The sequence below is a fragment of the uncultured Brachyspira sp. genome, from assembly GCF_944393015.1.
Classification (GTDB): Bacteria; Spirochaetota; Brachyspiria; order Brachyspirales; family Brachyspiraceae; genus Brachyspira.
Genome location: NZ_CALXYQ010000021.1, coordinates 1 through 15265 on the forward strand (window position 1 = coordinate 1; position 15265 = coordinate 15265).

At 26.4% G+C, this 15265-nt stretch carries 15 protein-coding genes and 4 tRNA genes; 14 read left to right on the forward strand and 5 right to left on the reverse strand.

Features of this window, described 5'->3' with window-relative positions; translation table 11 throughout:
* The first annotated feature begins 142 nt into the window (after window positions 1-142).
* From Q0K19_RS08265 to Q0K19_RS08315, 11 genes are all read left to right on the forward strand, one after another.
* Window positions 143-216: transfer RNA gene (locus Q0K19_RS08265), tRNA-Pro, on the forward strand.
* 2 nt (window positions 217-218) lie between these two features.
* Window positions 219-292 (forward strand) — tRNA-Arg (locus Q0K19_RS08270).
* 67 nt (window positions 293-359) lie between these two features.
* Window positions 360-435: transfer RNA gene (locus Q0K19_RS08275), tRNA-His, on the forward strand.
* Between the two features lie 304 nt (window positions 436-739).
* A complete protein-coding gene (locus Q0K19_RS08280; protein ID WP_297247125.1) occupies window positions 740-1444 on the forward strand; it encodes a hypothetical protein in 705 nt (234 codons plus the stop codon).
* A 96-nt stretch (window positions 1445-1540) separates the two neighbouring features.
* Window positions 1541-2278 carry a hypothetical protein gene (locus Q0K19_RS08285; protein WP_297247127.1) on the forward strand — a complete coding sequence of 246 codons (738 nt, stop codon included), beginning with the start codon at window positions 1541-1543 and terminating at the stop codon, window positions 2276-2278.
* Window positions 2279-2350: 72 nt separating this feature from the next.
* A complete protein-coding gene (locus Q0K19_RS08290; RefSeq protein ID WP_297247129.1) occupies window positions 2351-3064 on the forward strand; it encodes a hypothetical protein in 714 nt (237 codons plus the stop codon).
* Between the two features lie 39 nt (window positions 3065-3103).
* Window positions 3104-3856, forward strand: coding sequence for a hypothetical protein (locus Q0K19_RS08295; RefSeq protein WP_297247130.1), 753 nt, complete (start codon window positions 3104-3106; stop codon window positions 3854-3856).
* Window positions 3857-3941: 85 nt separating this feature from the next.
* The gene (locus Q0K19_RS08300; RefSeq protein ID WP_297247132.1) at window positions 3942-4655 is read left to right on the forward strand and encodes a hypothetical protein; all 714 of its coding nucleotides are present in this window, start codon (window positions 3942-3944) and stop codon (window positions 4653-4655) included.
* Window positions 4656-4705: 50 nt separating this feature from the next.
* The gene (locus Q0K19_RS08305; protein ID WP_297247134.1) at window positions 4706-5467 is read left to right on the forward strand and encodes a hypothetical protein; all 762 of its coding nucleotides are present in this window, start codon (window positions 4706-4708) and stop codon (window positions 5465-5467) included.
* 212 nt (window positions 5468-5679) lie between these two features.
* Window positions 5680-5753, forward strand: a tRNA-Arg gene (locus Q0K19_RS08310).
* Window positions 5754-5826: 73 nt separating this feature from the next.
* Entirely contained in the window at window positions 5827-7008 is a 1182-nt protein-coding gene (locus Q0K19_RS08315; RefSeq protein ID WP_297247136.1) for a tetratricopeptide repeat protein, read from the forward strand.
* Window positions 7009-7011: 3 nt separating this feature from the next.
* On the opposite strand, the gene Q0K19_RS08320 is transcribed toward Q0K19_RS08315, so the two are convergent.
* Window positions 7012-8214 carry an ATP/GTP-binding protein gene (locus Q0K19_RS08320; RefSeq protein WP_297247138.1) on the reverse strand — a complete coding sequence of 401 codons (1203 nt, stop codon included), beginning with the start codon at window positions 8212-8214 and terminating at the stop codon, window positions 7012-7014.
* A 242-nt stretch (window positions 8215-8456) separates the two neighbouring features.
* Between Q0K19_RS08320 and Q0K19_RS08325 the strand changes: the two genes are divergently transcribed.
* Window positions 8457-9596 carry a VWA domain-containing protein gene (locus Q0K19_RS08325; protein WP_297247140.1) on the forward strand — a complete coding sequence of 380 codons (1140 nt, stop codon included), beginning with the start codon at window positions 8457-8459 and terminating at the stop codon, window positions 9594-9596.
* Between the two features lie 612 nt (window positions 9597-10208).
* On the opposite strand, the gene Q0K19_RS08330 is transcribed toward Q0K19_RS08325, so the two are convergent.
* The 4 genes from Q0K19_RS08330 to Q0K19_RS08345 all read right to left on the reverse strand — a co-directional run bounded on the left by Q0K19_RS08330 (window position 10209) and on the right by Q0K19_RS08345 (window position 13421).
* Window positions 10209-10604 (reverse strand): hypothetical protein, encoded by a 396-nt coding sequence (locus tag Q0K19_RS08330; RefSeq protein ID WP_297247142.1) that lies wholly within the window; start codon window positions 10602-10604, stop codon window positions 10209-10211.
* Window positions 10605-10711: 107 nt separating this feature from the next.
* On the reverse strand, window positions 10712-11359 hold the full coding sequence (gene plsY, locus Q0K19_RS08335) for a glycerol-3-phosphate 1-O-acyltransferase PlsY (RefSeq protein WP_297247144.1): 648 nt from the start codon (window positions 11357-11359) through the stop codon (window positions 10712-10714).
* A gap of 4 nt (window positions 11360-11363) precedes the next feature.
* Window positions 11364-12872, reverse strand: coding sequence for a ribosome biogenesis GTPase Der (der, locus tag Q0K19_RS08340; protein WP_297247146.1), 1509 nt, complete (start codon window positions 12870-12872; stop codon window positions 11364-11366).
* 147 nt (window positions 12873-13019) lie between these two features.
* The gene (locus tag Q0K19_RS08345; protein ID WP_041177523.1) at window positions 13020-13421 is read right to left on the reverse strand and encodes a hypothetical protein; all 402 of its coding nucleotides are present in this window, start codon (window positions 13419-13421) and stop codon (window positions 13020-13022) included.
* 498 nt (window positions 13422-13919) lie between these two features.
* Here Q0K19_RS08345 and Q0K19_RS08350 point away from each other — a divergent pair, with 498 nt between their 5' ends.
* A complete protein-coding gene (locus Q0K19_RS08350; RefSeq protein ID WP_297247149.1) occupies window positions 13920-14204 on the forward strand; it encodes a tetratricopeptide repeat protein in 285 nt (94 codons plus the stop codon).
* Window positions 14185-14721: a tetratricopeptide repeat protein gene (locus Q0K19_RS08355; protein ID WP_297247151.1), complete on the forward strand. Its 537-nt coding sequence runs from the start codon at window positions 14185-14187 to the stop codon at window positions 14719-14721. Before Q0K19_RS08350 ends, Q0K19_RS08355 begins: the two co-directional genes overlap by 20 nt.
* Window positions 14722-15265 lie beyond the last annotated feature (544 nt).

The following is a 15265-nucleotide window of genomic DNA, read 5'->3' on the forward strand; positions in this document are numbered from 1 at the left end:
TTGTAGCAATTATAAATTATAAGGAATACCATCTTTTTTTTAAACTAAAAGTGTGCAATATCTATGGCTCTTAAACAGATTATATTAAAAAATAATGTTGACAAAAAATATAATTAGTATATAATTAACACACATAAATTAACGGGATGTAGCGCAATTGGTTAGCGTACCTGCTTTGGGAGCAGGGGGTTGTGAGTTCGAGTCTCACCATCCCGAATGCGCTAGTAGCTCAATTGGATAGAGCAACTGCCTTCTAAGCAGTAGGTTACAGGTTCGATTCCTGTCTGGCGCGTATATAAGCCGCTGTCATCGGCTTTTATTGTATGATAAAAAATAATAACTCTTTTTAATGTTTAAATGGCGAATGTAGCTCAGTTGGTTAGAGCGCCAGATTGTGGATCTGGATGTCGCGGGTTCAAGTCCCGTCTTTCGCCCATTTTTTCTTCCACATTAACTTTCAATAATTAATACTATAATTTTTTACTTATAAATAAGTCCATAAAATGTCTGACCTCTTTATTTAATATAAAAAATCTAGTTTGAAGCATTTAGCAGCAAAGCTTTATAAGATCAACAGATTAAACACTTAAAATTTATAATTTGTATTATACTTGTACTATATATATAAATAATTTGTATTAATAAGTAAAAAATCTTTATTATTCTCATTGATTTTTTATAAAAAATAAAGTAGTTTATTAATTATATATGGAATATTTTTTAAGGAGACTAGAAAATAATGAACAAAATAAAAAAACTATCATTAGTATTTCTTTTCATATTAGCAGCTAATATGAAAGTATTTGCAGAAAGCGGTTTTGAAGCAGCTTTAAGTGTACCATTAGGAGCATCTTTCGGTATATTTACAGGAGAAATTACTACAACCGGTATAGCTCCAGCAATTAATTCAGAAATAGGATTTGATTCAGGAGTGCATGCTCAAATAGGGTATATGTTTGATTTCGGCGGTTTTGGATTAAGCCTTTTAGGTGATTTGGGATATAGTTATGATAGCTACAGATATTCACTTTCAATAAGTGGTTTTGGTAATGAAATGAAGCTATATCGAAATTTATATTTACATAGTTTCCAGTTGGGAGTTCTTCCTAAATTTAACTTTGGAAACTTTGCATTAGGAATAGGCGGAGGTGTAAAAATACCTATATCGGGTACTATTGAAATGAAAGAAACATATAATGGTTCAGAAAGTAATAATCAAAAAACAGATTATAAATCTTCTTATTTTGGTTCAAATATCATAGGATATATTAAAGCTACATTTGATTACTCTTTATTCTTTACTGATAATATGGCTTTCGTTTTAGGTGCTTATATAGGATACGATATAGGACTTTCTGACAAAACAGATAAAGATACCAGAGTGGATAGTTTCGATGTAGGAGCTCAATTAGGATTCAAATTCGGTCCTAGAGTTGGATATTAATATTTGATTTTATTTACTGAATAAAAAGTCTGCTGATTTTTATATCGGCGGACTTTTATTTTATGGTTTTATATATTAGTTATATTGGGTTTATTTATGAAGAATATAAAGAAAATATTATTAATTATTATCATTATGACATTTAATATAAAGTTATTTGCCGAAAGCGGTTTTGAAGCAGTATTAAATGTACCTTTAGGGGTTTCCTTAGGAATATTCAATGGCGAGGTTGAGTCAATAGGAAATGAGCCTCAAATCAATACTAAAGCAGGATTTGATGCAGGAGTGAATGCTCAGCTTGGTTATATGTTTGCTTTTGGAAAATTCGGATTAAGTGTTTTAGCAGATTTAGGATATAGTTATGATAGTTTTAGATATTCAGTATATCATAGTGTTTCAGCATTAGGGGGAAGTGAGGAATATAATATAGAAAATAGTTTGTATTTGCATAGCTTTCAAATAGGTCTTCTTCCAAAGTTTAATTTCGGTGCATTTTCTTTTGGTATAGGAGGGGGAGTAAAAATACCAATTTCAGGAACAAGAGAAAGTAAAACAAAAAAAACTATAAATATATTAGGCGATTCAATAAAATCGGAGTATAATATTAAAACAGATTATAAAAAATCAGACTATTTATCATCTGTTATAGGTTATTTTAAATTTACATTTGATTATTCTTTCTTCTTTACAAGTAAATTAGCTTTCAATTTAGGGGCTTATTTTGCTTATGATATAGGACTATCATATAAAGCATCAAACTTAAATGAAACATATAGAGTTGATAGTTTTGATATAGGTGTTCAGATTGGTTTGAGATTTGCTCCTAGATTATGATAGTTAATATTGCTTGATATTTTTCTTATATTTTAATATACTATAAAATGTATCTTTTAGGAGATAATTATAATGAAAAAGATTCCATTGATTATTGCCTTTATTCTTCTGGTTAATATAAAATCTTTTGCTATAAATAGTTTCGTAGCTATACTTAATGTTCCTGTAGGATTATCTGTATGTATTGCTGATGGATTGATTTTGGGAAAACCTCTTACTAAATTAGGATTAAATACTGGAGTTAATGCTAAATTGGGATATATGTTTGATTTAGGCAGTATTGGAATTACTCCTTTGTTTGAATTGGGATATAGTTATGATACTTATGGAGCTGTTTCATTTAATGAAACTAAATTTGTTGGAAGCCTTATAAGACAGTCTTTAGATATGACTTTAATAACACATAGTCTTCAAATAGGAATTATACCTCAAATTAATATAGGAAATTTTGCGATAGGTATCGGATTCGGATTAAAAATTCCATTAGCTGCTGAATTAGAATATAGAAGAATAAAATCCGATTATAATAAAATAGAAGTATCAGAACATAATAAAGATAAACTAAATAGAAAAGATATAGAAAATACTTACAGCATAAATGTAATACCATATATAAAACTCAGTTTTGATTACAATTTATTTTTCACAGAAGAATTAGCTGTTACTATAGGGGCATATTTAGGATATGATTTCGGACTGCCTATAAAAGAAATATCTCAGAATGTAAGATTGGATAGTTTGGATATAACTGCTCAGGTAGGGCTTAGATATAACAGTATACTATGAAAACTGATACTGTATTTTTTATTTTAGGATTTTGATTCTATGAAAAAAATAAATAATTTTGTATTGATAATTTTCATTTTAATACTTTCAAATATTCATGTTTTTGCTGAAAGCGGATTTGAAGCTATAATTGATGTGCCTATAGGTGCTTCTATTACTATGTGTTTTGGTACCCCTGATTTTAATTTAGGCAATAATAATGTTATTAAGATACAAGAAATAAATGGTAAGGTAAATGCAAGTGCTGGAATAGACGTTAAACTTGGATATTTATTTGATATATATGAGGATATAGGAATAAGTACTTTAGCTGAAATAGGATATAGTTACAATTCTTATACTACGGTAATTCATATAAAAGATGAATCAGGAGAAAAGCTTGATGATAATATAACTAAAAATATAAGAACCCATAGTATAAAAATAGGATTACTGCCTAAATTTAATAAAGGAAATTTTTCTTTGGGTTTAGGATTTGGAATCAAGGTGCCTTTATATGCAATTGTGGCAAGAGAAAATTTATATTTTAATATAGAAAAACCTTATTATAACAAAAGTCAGTTCATAGAAGAACTCAATTTTACAGGTATAAAGGATAATTATGAAATACCTATAATACCTTATATTAAACTTACAGCAGATTATTCTATTTTCTTTGTTGAGGATATAGCTTTCAATATAGGAGCTTATTTTAATTATGATTTTGGTTTGCAGACTAAAGGTACTGATTTCAGATTAGACGGATTAGAGTTCGGTTTTCAATTAGGATTAAGATTCGCCCCTATACTATAAAATAAAAAATATATTAATTTTAATATAACTTGATATTTTTTTATATTTTAATATACTATAGACTGTATTTTAGGAGACGATTATAATGAAAAATATTATATTGATTATTGCATTTATATTTCTAGTTAGTATAAAATCATTTGCTGAAAATAGTTTTGTAGCTATACTTAATGTGCCAGTAGGATTGTCAGTATGTATTGGCGATGGATTAATTTTGGCAGAACCTCTTAATAAAATAGGCATCAATACCGGGGTTAATACTAAATTAGGATATATGTTTGATTTAGGCAAGATTGGAATTACTCCTTTGTTTGAATTAGGCTATAGCTATGATAGTTATGGGTTTGGTTCATTTGGAGAAAGTAGATTTTTAGGAAAGGTATCAAGACAGTCTGTAGATTTGTCTTTAAGAACACATAGCTTTCAAATAGGAATTATGCCTCAAATTAATATAGAAAATTTTGCAATAGGTCTTGGATTTGGATTAAAAATTCCATTGGCTGCTGAATATGAATTTAAAAGAACAGGTTCCCGTAATAATGACCGTGAAATAGTAGAAAATATAAAAGCTAAACTAAATAGAAAAGATATAGAAGATACTTACAGCAGAAATATAATACCATATCTAAAACTCAGTTTTGATTACAATTTCTTTTTCACAGAAAAGTTTGCTGTTGTGGTTGGGGCATATTTAGGATATGACTTTGGATTACCTGTAGCTGGATCATCTCAGAATATAAGATTGGATAGTTTGGATATAACTGCTCAGGTAGGACTTAGATACGGCAGCAAATTGTAAAATATAAAGACTTATACTATATGTTAATTTTGTTATTAGGATTTTAATTTATGAAAAAAATAAATAATTTTATATTGATAATTTTTATTTTAATGATATCAAATATTAATGTTTTTGCTGATAGCGGATTTGAAGCTATAATTGATATGCCTATAGGGGCTTCTTTTACTATACCTATTGGAAAACCTAATATTGATGTTTATGGGGATAATTTTTCTATTAAGAGGGGAGATGTTATCGGTAAAATAAATGCAAGTGCTGGAGTAGATGTAAAGCTTGGATATTTATTTAATATATATGATGATATGGGTATAAGTGCTTTGGCTGAAATAGGATATCATTATAATTCTTATACATCAATAATGCGTATAGAAGGGGAAGGATTTGATCTTTCGGATACTTTAACTAAAAATGTAAGAACTCATAGTATAAAAATAGGGCTGCTTCCTAAATTTAATAAAGGAAATTTTTCTTTTGGTTTAGGATTTGGCGTTAAAATTCCTTTATTGGCAATTTTTTCAACTGAATATGCATATCTAAATGCAACCGAAGTCGGAGAAACATATAGCAAAAATCAGAAAATAGAGAATTTTAATTTTGAAGATATAAAAAATAGTAAAGTAATACCTGTAATACCCTATATTAAACTTACAGCAGATTATTCTTTTTTCTTTGTTGATAATATAGCTTTTAATTTGGGAGTTCATATAAACTATGATTTTGGACTTCAACAGAAAGATTCAAATTTTAGAGAAGATGCAATAGAGTTCGGTTTTCAATTAGGATTAAGATTTGCTCCTAAGTTAGAATAAAAAAACATATTAATTTCAATATAACTTGATATTTTCTCATATATTAATATATATTAATATACTATTATATATATTTAGTTTTAAAGTTATTAAAATAGCATTTGAAAATAATCATTTTTTATTATACTTTTATACAAAATATGTTATTGAGATTTACCTCTATATTGTAAACTATAGTTCATAATTGCCGATAATTATAATAATATTGTAAAGCGTCTGTGGCTCAATTGGATAGAGCAGCGGATTTCGGTTCCGCCGGTTGGGGGTTCGATTCCTCTCAGACGCGAAGAAAAATTGATTATTTAAATAAATGTGTTAAAATATAGATAATGTAATAGAAAGAAGGTTTTTTATAAGAAATGAAAGAAAAAGCTATAAGAAAACTCAATTTAGTTATATTAATACTATTCCCAATAATGCTTTTAGTATTCTCTATTACATATAATATATATAGTGTAGGTACAGAAAATAGAATTAGAAGAGAACTCGAAAACTTTACAAACTCACTTTCATTGAGAATGGAAAGTAAGTATATGGATATGATGACTTTATACTTTAAAGAAGAGTTGAATAATTATGCCATAACAAATGAATTTACTAATTTAGTTAAAGAACAGGTAAGATTAGGTATTACTCCGCATTTTAATTCTCTTAAATTTTCTGTAGATTATACAATGAAAAATAATGTAAGAACTACTACTTATGCTTTATTGTTTATAGCAATTCTTATGTTTATATTGACTCTTGTAATTAATTTCACCAATAACAGTATAAATAATACAGTTCATGTCAGTCCGCCGGTTAATAATGCAAATGAAAATATTAAAGAGGATACTCAAAAACCTTCTAATCCTATAGGAAATATGATTGATTCATCTTCAATCGAAGCTATAAGACTTGAGATTGAAGAAATGTACAAAAGATTAGTAAAAGAGATGAAAAACTCAAGAGATGATCAGGCATTAGAAATAATAGAGAAGATGTTTCAATTAGATGATAGAAATCATTTAGCTTTGAATGGGGCTGGTATATTATATACAAAAATGTACGGCAGAGAAAATAAAGATGAATATTTCAAAAAAGCAAATGAATATTTTCAATATGCTTTATCATTATATACAAATAATGAAAATGTATCAAACAACAAAGCAATATTATATTCTGTAAGATATGAGTTAAAGAAATCAGAAGAAGATTATGAAACTGCTTTAATTATATTCAATGATGCTTTATCTGCTAATCATTTGGATGTAGAGCTTCTTAATAACAGAGCAACTTTATATTCTGTGAAATATAAAATAGGCGGTGATGAAAATATATTTACAAGGTCTTTAAATGATTATGATGAGCTTATAAAAATAGATTATAATAATATATATGCTCTTAATAATAGAAGTGCTTTATATTTTACTAAATATAAAAACTCCGGTGATAAAAAATATTTCGACAAATCTATAGAAGATTGTAATATGGCATTCAAAATTAATTCTGCTGAAGCTCTTTATGATAACAGAGGCTCATTGTATATATATAAATACTAATCATTAAAATATACTTATTTTTTTCTTTGTAAGTCCTAATCTATTTTTTCTATACTCTTTTTCTAAATTATCAATATTTAAATTATTATTTGTTTTAGATAAATCATCAACTCTATAAATACGGCTTATATTATTTTCTTTATTTGTTATAAAATAATTATAAAGCATAGTTCCGCCAATACTCATAAGAGATGAATCATGGGTGGAAAGTATAAGCTGAGAAGTATCTGTTTCTATTGGGTGAATTTTATTAAAAAAATTACTGCCGAATAAATTCACAACAAATTCCAGTAATTCTGATTGTATGCCATTAAATTCATCAACTATAGATAATGTGCCATTGATAAGAGAAACTAATATATAAATCAAATTAATAGCGTAAATTTTACTTCCTTCTGATTCTACTTCATCGAAATCATTTTTATAACTATCATGTTTTGATACTAATCTCTTATTGTCTATAATAAAAGAAAATTCATTTTGAGATATGCCTTCTTCTATATTCAAATCATCTATATCAATAAAAGATAATAGTTTTTTATATATATACCAAACATTATATTTATTAAAATAATCGAAAGCCTCTACTATAGCATAAGAAGAAAAGTCTGCTTCATTCGTAAATGGAAATAAGAAACATAAATTTTTAAATAATGAAAGATAATAATTTACTTCTTCTCTGTATTCATCTATTTTTTCATCATTTATAAAACTTAAAAATGTATTTGTATCTGGAATATATTTATTATAATTAAATATGCCGTCTTTTATATGATTTAATTCTCTTTCAAATACTATAATATCATTATTTTTTATAAATTTTTCTGAATATATTCTTTTATTTTCATTGTCCAATACTAATTCATACAAATATAATATGCATTCATCATTAGAGTAAAATTCCAAACAGAATCTGCTTTTATCATTTTTGCCATGAATCATATTTGGGTCTAAAAGTTTTTTTATACTATCATCGCTTGAAGTTATATATCCATTATTAGAATAAAGAATAAATTTTAAAGCATTAATTAAATTACTTTTACCAGAACCGTTATATCCGTATAAAAGACATAATTTTGATATATATTCATCATTGATCTTCTTTATAAATCGGCATTCATTTTTTTCGGAAATATCAACAGTTAAATCTAAGACAGCCTCATCATAAAAAGATCTGTAATTTGAAATTGTAAATTTTTTTAGCATATTATTTTATTTTTTAAAATATTTTCTCTTTAACCTTATAAAAACAAAACAATATCAAATATGTAAAGATTAAAAAACTTAAAAAAGTTTGGGCGGGTGCTGTAATTTCTTTTTAAATTAAATAAGAAAATAAATACTAAAATGACAAAATAAAGCAGAAAGCATAGAGGGCGGGGAATTAGAATAGTATTTTAAAGCATAAAAAAATTTGATTTTTTATTTATTTGTTTTATTATTATTGTATGAATAATAATGCAGATAATAAAAATATAAATAGATGGCGTTTAATACTCGGAAGTTTCGCTGAAGATAATTTAAAGCTTGACGGAGAGTATTCTGAAATGGATCAATCATTAGGTTTTTTATATGATAGAGAGTACAGCAAAGAAGCTGGATATGCTGATTTTGAAAATAATGATAAACAGAGAGGCGGAAAAGGTGCAAGTGTTTTAACTGTTCCTACTTGGGTTGCTAAGGTAAAAAAGTTATTTCCAAAAAAAACAGTTGAAATTATGCAAACTCATGCATTAGAAAAATATAATCTTACCGAGATGATTACTGATGAGAATATTTTAAAAGAGATGGAACCTAATATGGAGCTTTTAAAAAATATTCTTACATTTAAAGATATGATGAACGGCAACGTTAAAAAACTTGCTTATAATATAGTAAGAAAAGTTGTCAATGAAATAAAAAATAAAATGGAAAGCGATATAAAAAAAGTTTTCTATGGAAAAAAACTTCCTAACTCTACTACTCAAAATAAAATATTTAAAAATCTTGATGTAAAAAAAACAATAAGAAATAATTTAAAAAACTATAACATAGAAGATAAAACCATTTTTGTAGATAAATTATATTTCAATCAAAACATAAAAAAATATAATCCATGGCATATAATAATATTAATAGATGAAAGCGGTTCTATGCTTGATTCAGTTATATATTCTTCGATTATGGCTTCTATATTTTCAAACCTTCCATATTTATCAATAAAACTTGTAATATTTGATACCTCTATAGTTGATTTAAGCGACAGGGTAAAAGATCCTATTGACGTATTATTCAAAGTACAATTGGGAGGGGGTACTGATATTCTAATGGCTTTGGAATATGCTAAAAAGATCACAACTATACCTGATAAAACCATAGTTCTTCTTATAAGTGATTTATATGATAATAAAGATTACAAATATATGTATAAAAGTGCAAGAGATATAATAGAGGCAAGGTCTAAACTTTTTGTACTTCCTGCTTTGGACTATAATGCTGATGCAAGTTATGATAAAGAGGCAGCGAAACAGTTGTCAAAAATCGGTGCTAAAGTTGCGGCCATTACACCTAATGAACTTTCTAAATGGATAAGCACTGTTATATCATGAGTATTTCTTGATAGAAAAATTATTTATTTTAAAATTGTAATTTAAAATATAAAGTGTTAGGTATATAAAAATTAATTACATTTGCCCGCCCTTTATATTTAAAGTTTTAATCTACAATATAAACTTTTATTTTATTATTTTCTTAATTAGAATTTCTTGCTGCCCCCCAAGCGGATTTTAAATTTGTTATGTATTTACCGCACGGGAGACAAAGCTAAAAATATAGATTCATTTTTAATTCAGATTTTTTTATATTTTAGAATTTAATTAAACGTGCGTTGATAAGATTTTAAAATAAAAAAATACTTGGGTGGGTGCTTTATTTTCTGATTAGGCTTTAAATATAATTGATTTTTATATTTAAAAAGTATAGCAATAAATTTTAAAGGGTGGGGTATGAAATTTAATTACATTCGCCCGCCCTTTATATTTAAAGTTTCAATCTGCAGTATAAACTTTTATTTTTTTATTTGCTTAATTAGAATTTTTAGCTGCCCGCCCAAGCGGATTTTAAATTTATTGTGTACACAACGCACGTATAATAAAATTAAAAATATATGTCTAATTATAATTATGAATTAAACAATAAATAAAAATCAGCTTACCGTGCGATTAACTAATTTTTGAAAGTTTTCCTTCTGATGTTGTATTATCAGTATTGTTGATTGTTAAATTCATGTAAGTATCATAAAAAGCAAAAGAATATTTTTTTCCTTCTTTATCTGCTGTGTATGAAGCATCTCCAGCTTTAGTTAATTCTTCTTTTGCTATGGTTACTCTACTGTTACGTATATTTCCGCCTTCTATGATGATTTCTATGGAACTATCTTCATTAACAATTAAAGTGCATTTATTTGTTTCAAGCTGTCTAGTATTTTGTGTAGTTATTAAAGTTCCTTCATATCTAGCTGTTTCTTTTAGATTTTCTATAGGATCATTTTTATTTCCGCAGCTTAAAATAAATAAAAATATAAAAGATACACTTAGAATTTTAATACAATGTTTCATAATTTAACCCCTAAATAAATTAATTTTATGTAAAACAATAGTAATGTTTTTTATGAAATTGTAAATAGTATTTTATCAAAAATTAATATTAATATTTTTATTAATTATTATTTTTTTGAAAAACTATTTTCTTCGCCCTTAAGCATTCTTTTATAATTTGGTATATGTTTTATAATTATAAATATTGCAAGAAGTATAGCTATAGGAAGAAGAATAATGTAGTTTATATTAAAAAAGATTCTGTATAAAAAATTAGCTTTAAAATATAAAAAACTTAAAACTATAGGAAAAGCAATAGCTCCGCAAGTAGAACCTATAGCAACAGTTTTTCTTGAGGCAAATAAACCTATAAAGAAAAATACCATAGTTAGAAGCAAACTTACAGGTGCAAGCATAAACATAGAACCTGCACTAGTTGCAACACCTTTACCGCCTTTAAATCCTAAGAATATAGAAAATACATGCCCAAGTATAGAAGCAATAGCACAAGCTACTAATATATAACTATGAGTTGAAATGATGCTTGATAATATAAAAGACGGTACTAAAACGGCAATCATTCCCTTACCTATATCGCAAATATAAGCAGCGATTCCAGCTTTTTTACCGCATACGCGAAGTACATTGCTGGCACCCGGATTGCAGCTTCCCTCTTTTCTTACATCATGTCCATTTATTTTTCCTATTATGAATGAAAATGGTATTGCTCCGATTATATATGAAACAAGTATGCTTACTATAATTTTAACTATCATATTTTTAACCTCCAAATTTTTTTCCTCTTTTTCTGAAATTGAGGATAATAGGTGTTCCCCTAAAGTCGAACATCTCTCTGAATCTATTTTCTAAATATCTTTTATAATGCGAATTTAATTTATGAGGATGATTACAAAATACAGCAAAAGCCGGAGGATTTACCCCTGTTTGAACTACATAGAAAATTTTGAAAGGATTTCCTCCTGCTGATATTGAATATTCTCTAGTAGCCCTTACCATAGTTTCTGTGAGTGCATGAGTTTCAAATCTCTGCATTCTTGTTTTTGCTACTCTTACTGCTAAAGATAAAAGTTTTTCTGCATCGTTTTTTCTATTGGCACAAACTCTTGCATAAAAAGCATAATTAAGAACAGGAAAAGCGTCTTTCATATATGCTTCATAATCATTCCAAGTAGTTCCTTTCTCTCTTATATCCCATTTGTTTGCTGCTATTACTATTCCCTTTCTTCTTTCTATTATAAGATTAGCTATAGTTTTATCCTGATCTGTAAGCCCTTCAAAAACATCAAGCATTAATATACAAACATCAGATGCTTCTATGGCTTTTATTGCTCTGTTTACGCTATAATATTCAACATCAGTATTAACATTTTTTTTCTTTCTTATTCCGGCAGTATCTACAAGACAAATATTATCGTCTTTGAAATCGAATGTTTCATCTATAGAATCTCTTGTAGTGCCTGCTATATTTGAAACGATGCTTCTGTCTTTTCCTATTAATGTGTTTAATAAAGTAGATTTTCCAGCATTGGGCTTTCCAACTATTGCTATGTTGATTGTTTTCTTTTGTGCTATATATTCATCGAGCCTATATTGTTTTGATTTTTCTTTTTTATTATTATAATTTTCTTCATCATCTTCATCTAAATCATCATCATAATATTCTTCTTCAAAATCTTCATCAATATTTTCAATTTCTATTGTATTATTATTTTCATCTGTTATATTAGAATTATTATTTTTAGATATTTCTTTTTCTGCTTCTAAATCAAATCCGTTTCTTTCAAGAACTTCTAATATTTTTTCTCTTAAATCATAAATACCGTTATTATGCTCGGCACTTATTATAGATACATCTTTTATACCTAATGAATAGAACTCGCTTACCAAATTATTATGGGAATCAGCATCTACTTTATTTATAACAAGTATTATAGGTTTTCCGGATTTTCTTATTATATTAATGAAATGTCTGTCATCTGGGTGGCTTTGATGTGCATCTACTAAAAATAAAAGTATATCCGAATCTTCTAATGCAGTTTTTAATGCTTTTTCTCTTACCTTTTCATTTAAAGTGTCATCACTTACATCAAGCAGTCCGCCGGTATCAAAAACATTGAATGCAATATCATCAATATAAGTTTTAGCTATACTTATATCCCTAGTAACTCCTGCCATAGGGTCAACTATAGATTTTCTTCTTCCTGCAAATCTGTTAAATAGTGTAGATTTACCAACATTCGGTCTTCCAAGTATAGCGATATTTATCATTTATTTAAGCCTTTTATATTATTATGATGAAAATTAATCATATCATAATTTTTAATATATTGCTATTATATTTTTATTTTAGAATTATATGAAGAAGACAAAAATTGTATGTCTTATATTTTTTAGTTCTTACCGCTTTTATTTATATTATTTTGCAAGACTGCTGTAAATTCTATCAAATTCTGCAATAAAAGTAATAATAACTTTTTGTGTAATATTATTTAATTTTGAAAAACAGTAATAAGGATCTTTTCCTTCATATTCTACATCAATTAAGGAAGAAGGTTCTATATCTGTTAATTTAGTTATATTATGCTTAGTTAAAAATTCTGATAAATACAAAATACTATGATTATGGTTAATAGTAAGTATATTATTATCAAATGATAAGAATAAACCTATAAAAGTATATTCAGCATCATTTTTGAATTGAATACCTTTATTATTATAATAATAGTTAGTATTAAAATAATGTAAAAATCCCATTTTAAGCATAGTTTCGTATACTATTTCATCTTTATATTCTTTGTTCAATTTAATGTATGTCATAATATTCCATCCTACTCCTAATAAAATTGTTAGATATATTATACCATAATTATATTTTTATTAAAACCAAATTTATAAAAAATATTATGTTAATATGGTAAATATATTAAAAAACTAATAAAATTCTTGTTGTATATACTTTTTTCTTATTAAATTTAAATTATAATTTTATAATGTGAATAGGAAAGTATGTAAATTAAGTTTAAAAAATTAATTACATTTGCCCGCCCTTTAGGTATGTAAATTTATTTTGTTATTTTTATTTTATTTTTCTTGATAGTTTTTCATTTAATTATAACGCCCACCCAAGCGTTTTTTAAATTTAAAATTCACATACCGCACGCAGAATAATATTTAAAATATAGATAGATTTATAATTTTAATCTTTATTATATATAGAGCTTAGTTAAGCGTGCGTAATATTTTATGCCAATTATCATGGTATTAAATTTTTTTTATATTATAATTATTTCAATAAATTTATATTAGGAAATTTTTATGTCAGTTGTTAATGATAATGATTCTGGTAGGGATTCAGAATATTATTTTGATAGGGCAAATATTTTTTCTCTTGAAGGAAAATATGAAGAAGCCATAGTATATTATAATAAAGCTATAGAGTTAGACCCAAATTATACTGATGCTTATAACGGCAGAGGAAAAGCTAAAAATGATTTAGGTAAATATGAAGACTCTATTAAAGATTTTAATAAAGTAATAGAATTAACCCCTAATTATACTAATGCTTATTATGACAGAGGAAATGCTAAAAAAATTAGGTAAATATGAAGAAGCTATTAAAGACTATGATAAGGCTATAGAGTTGTACCCTAATTATAGTGCTGCTTATAATAACAGAGGAAGTGTTAAAGTTGATTTAGGTGAATATGAAGAAGCTATTAAAGACTATGATATGGCTATAGAGTTAGACTCTGATTACAGTGATGCTTATAATAACAGAGGAATTGTTAAAAATGTTTTAGGTAAATATGAAGACTCTATTAAAGATTTTAATAAAGTAATAGAATTAAACCCTAATGATAGTGATGCTTATTATAATAGAGGAAGTGTTAAAGATGTTTTAGGTAAATATGAAGAAGCTATTAAAGACTATGATAAGGCTATAGAGTTAAACCCTAATAATGGAGCTTTTTATAATAACAGAGGAGTATCTAAAGAAAATTTAGAGGAGTACAATGAAGCTTTAAAAGATTATAAAAAGGCTTTGGAATTAGACCCTAACTATGATATTGCTAGAGAAAATATAAAAGAGATTCAAGATAAATATGGCTTGAAATAAACTTTACGCACGGTGAATAAAACCTAAAAAATTAACTGCATTATCAATGGAAATTTATTAAATAATTAAAATTCGTTAATCGTGCGTTAAATGGATTTTAAATTTAAGCATCACTTGGGTGGGTGTGCTTTTTATTATCAAGTTATTAATATAATTAAAGTTAAAATTTGAAAAATATACTATAAAGAATAAAGGGTGGGTATGTAAATAAAGTTTTAAAATTTAATTTACACTTGCCCGCCCTTTAGGTTCTTTAATTCTTATAAGGTTTCAAATAAAATATATTTTGGCACTTTTGCAACTTTTGCTGCGGGAAAAGTTGATAAAAAATAAGTTTAAAATTTTATTTACATACCCCGCCCTCTAGGCTTTTTAATTTATATTGTTATTTTTGCTTTGTATTTTCTTTCTGTTTAAACTAGAAATTACAGCACCCGCCCAAGTTTTTTTAAAAATTGTAAAGAATATACCACACATGTTAATGGGATTAAAAATATATGTTTATGGATAATGGTGATTTAAATTATATATTTAAGCCTATTTA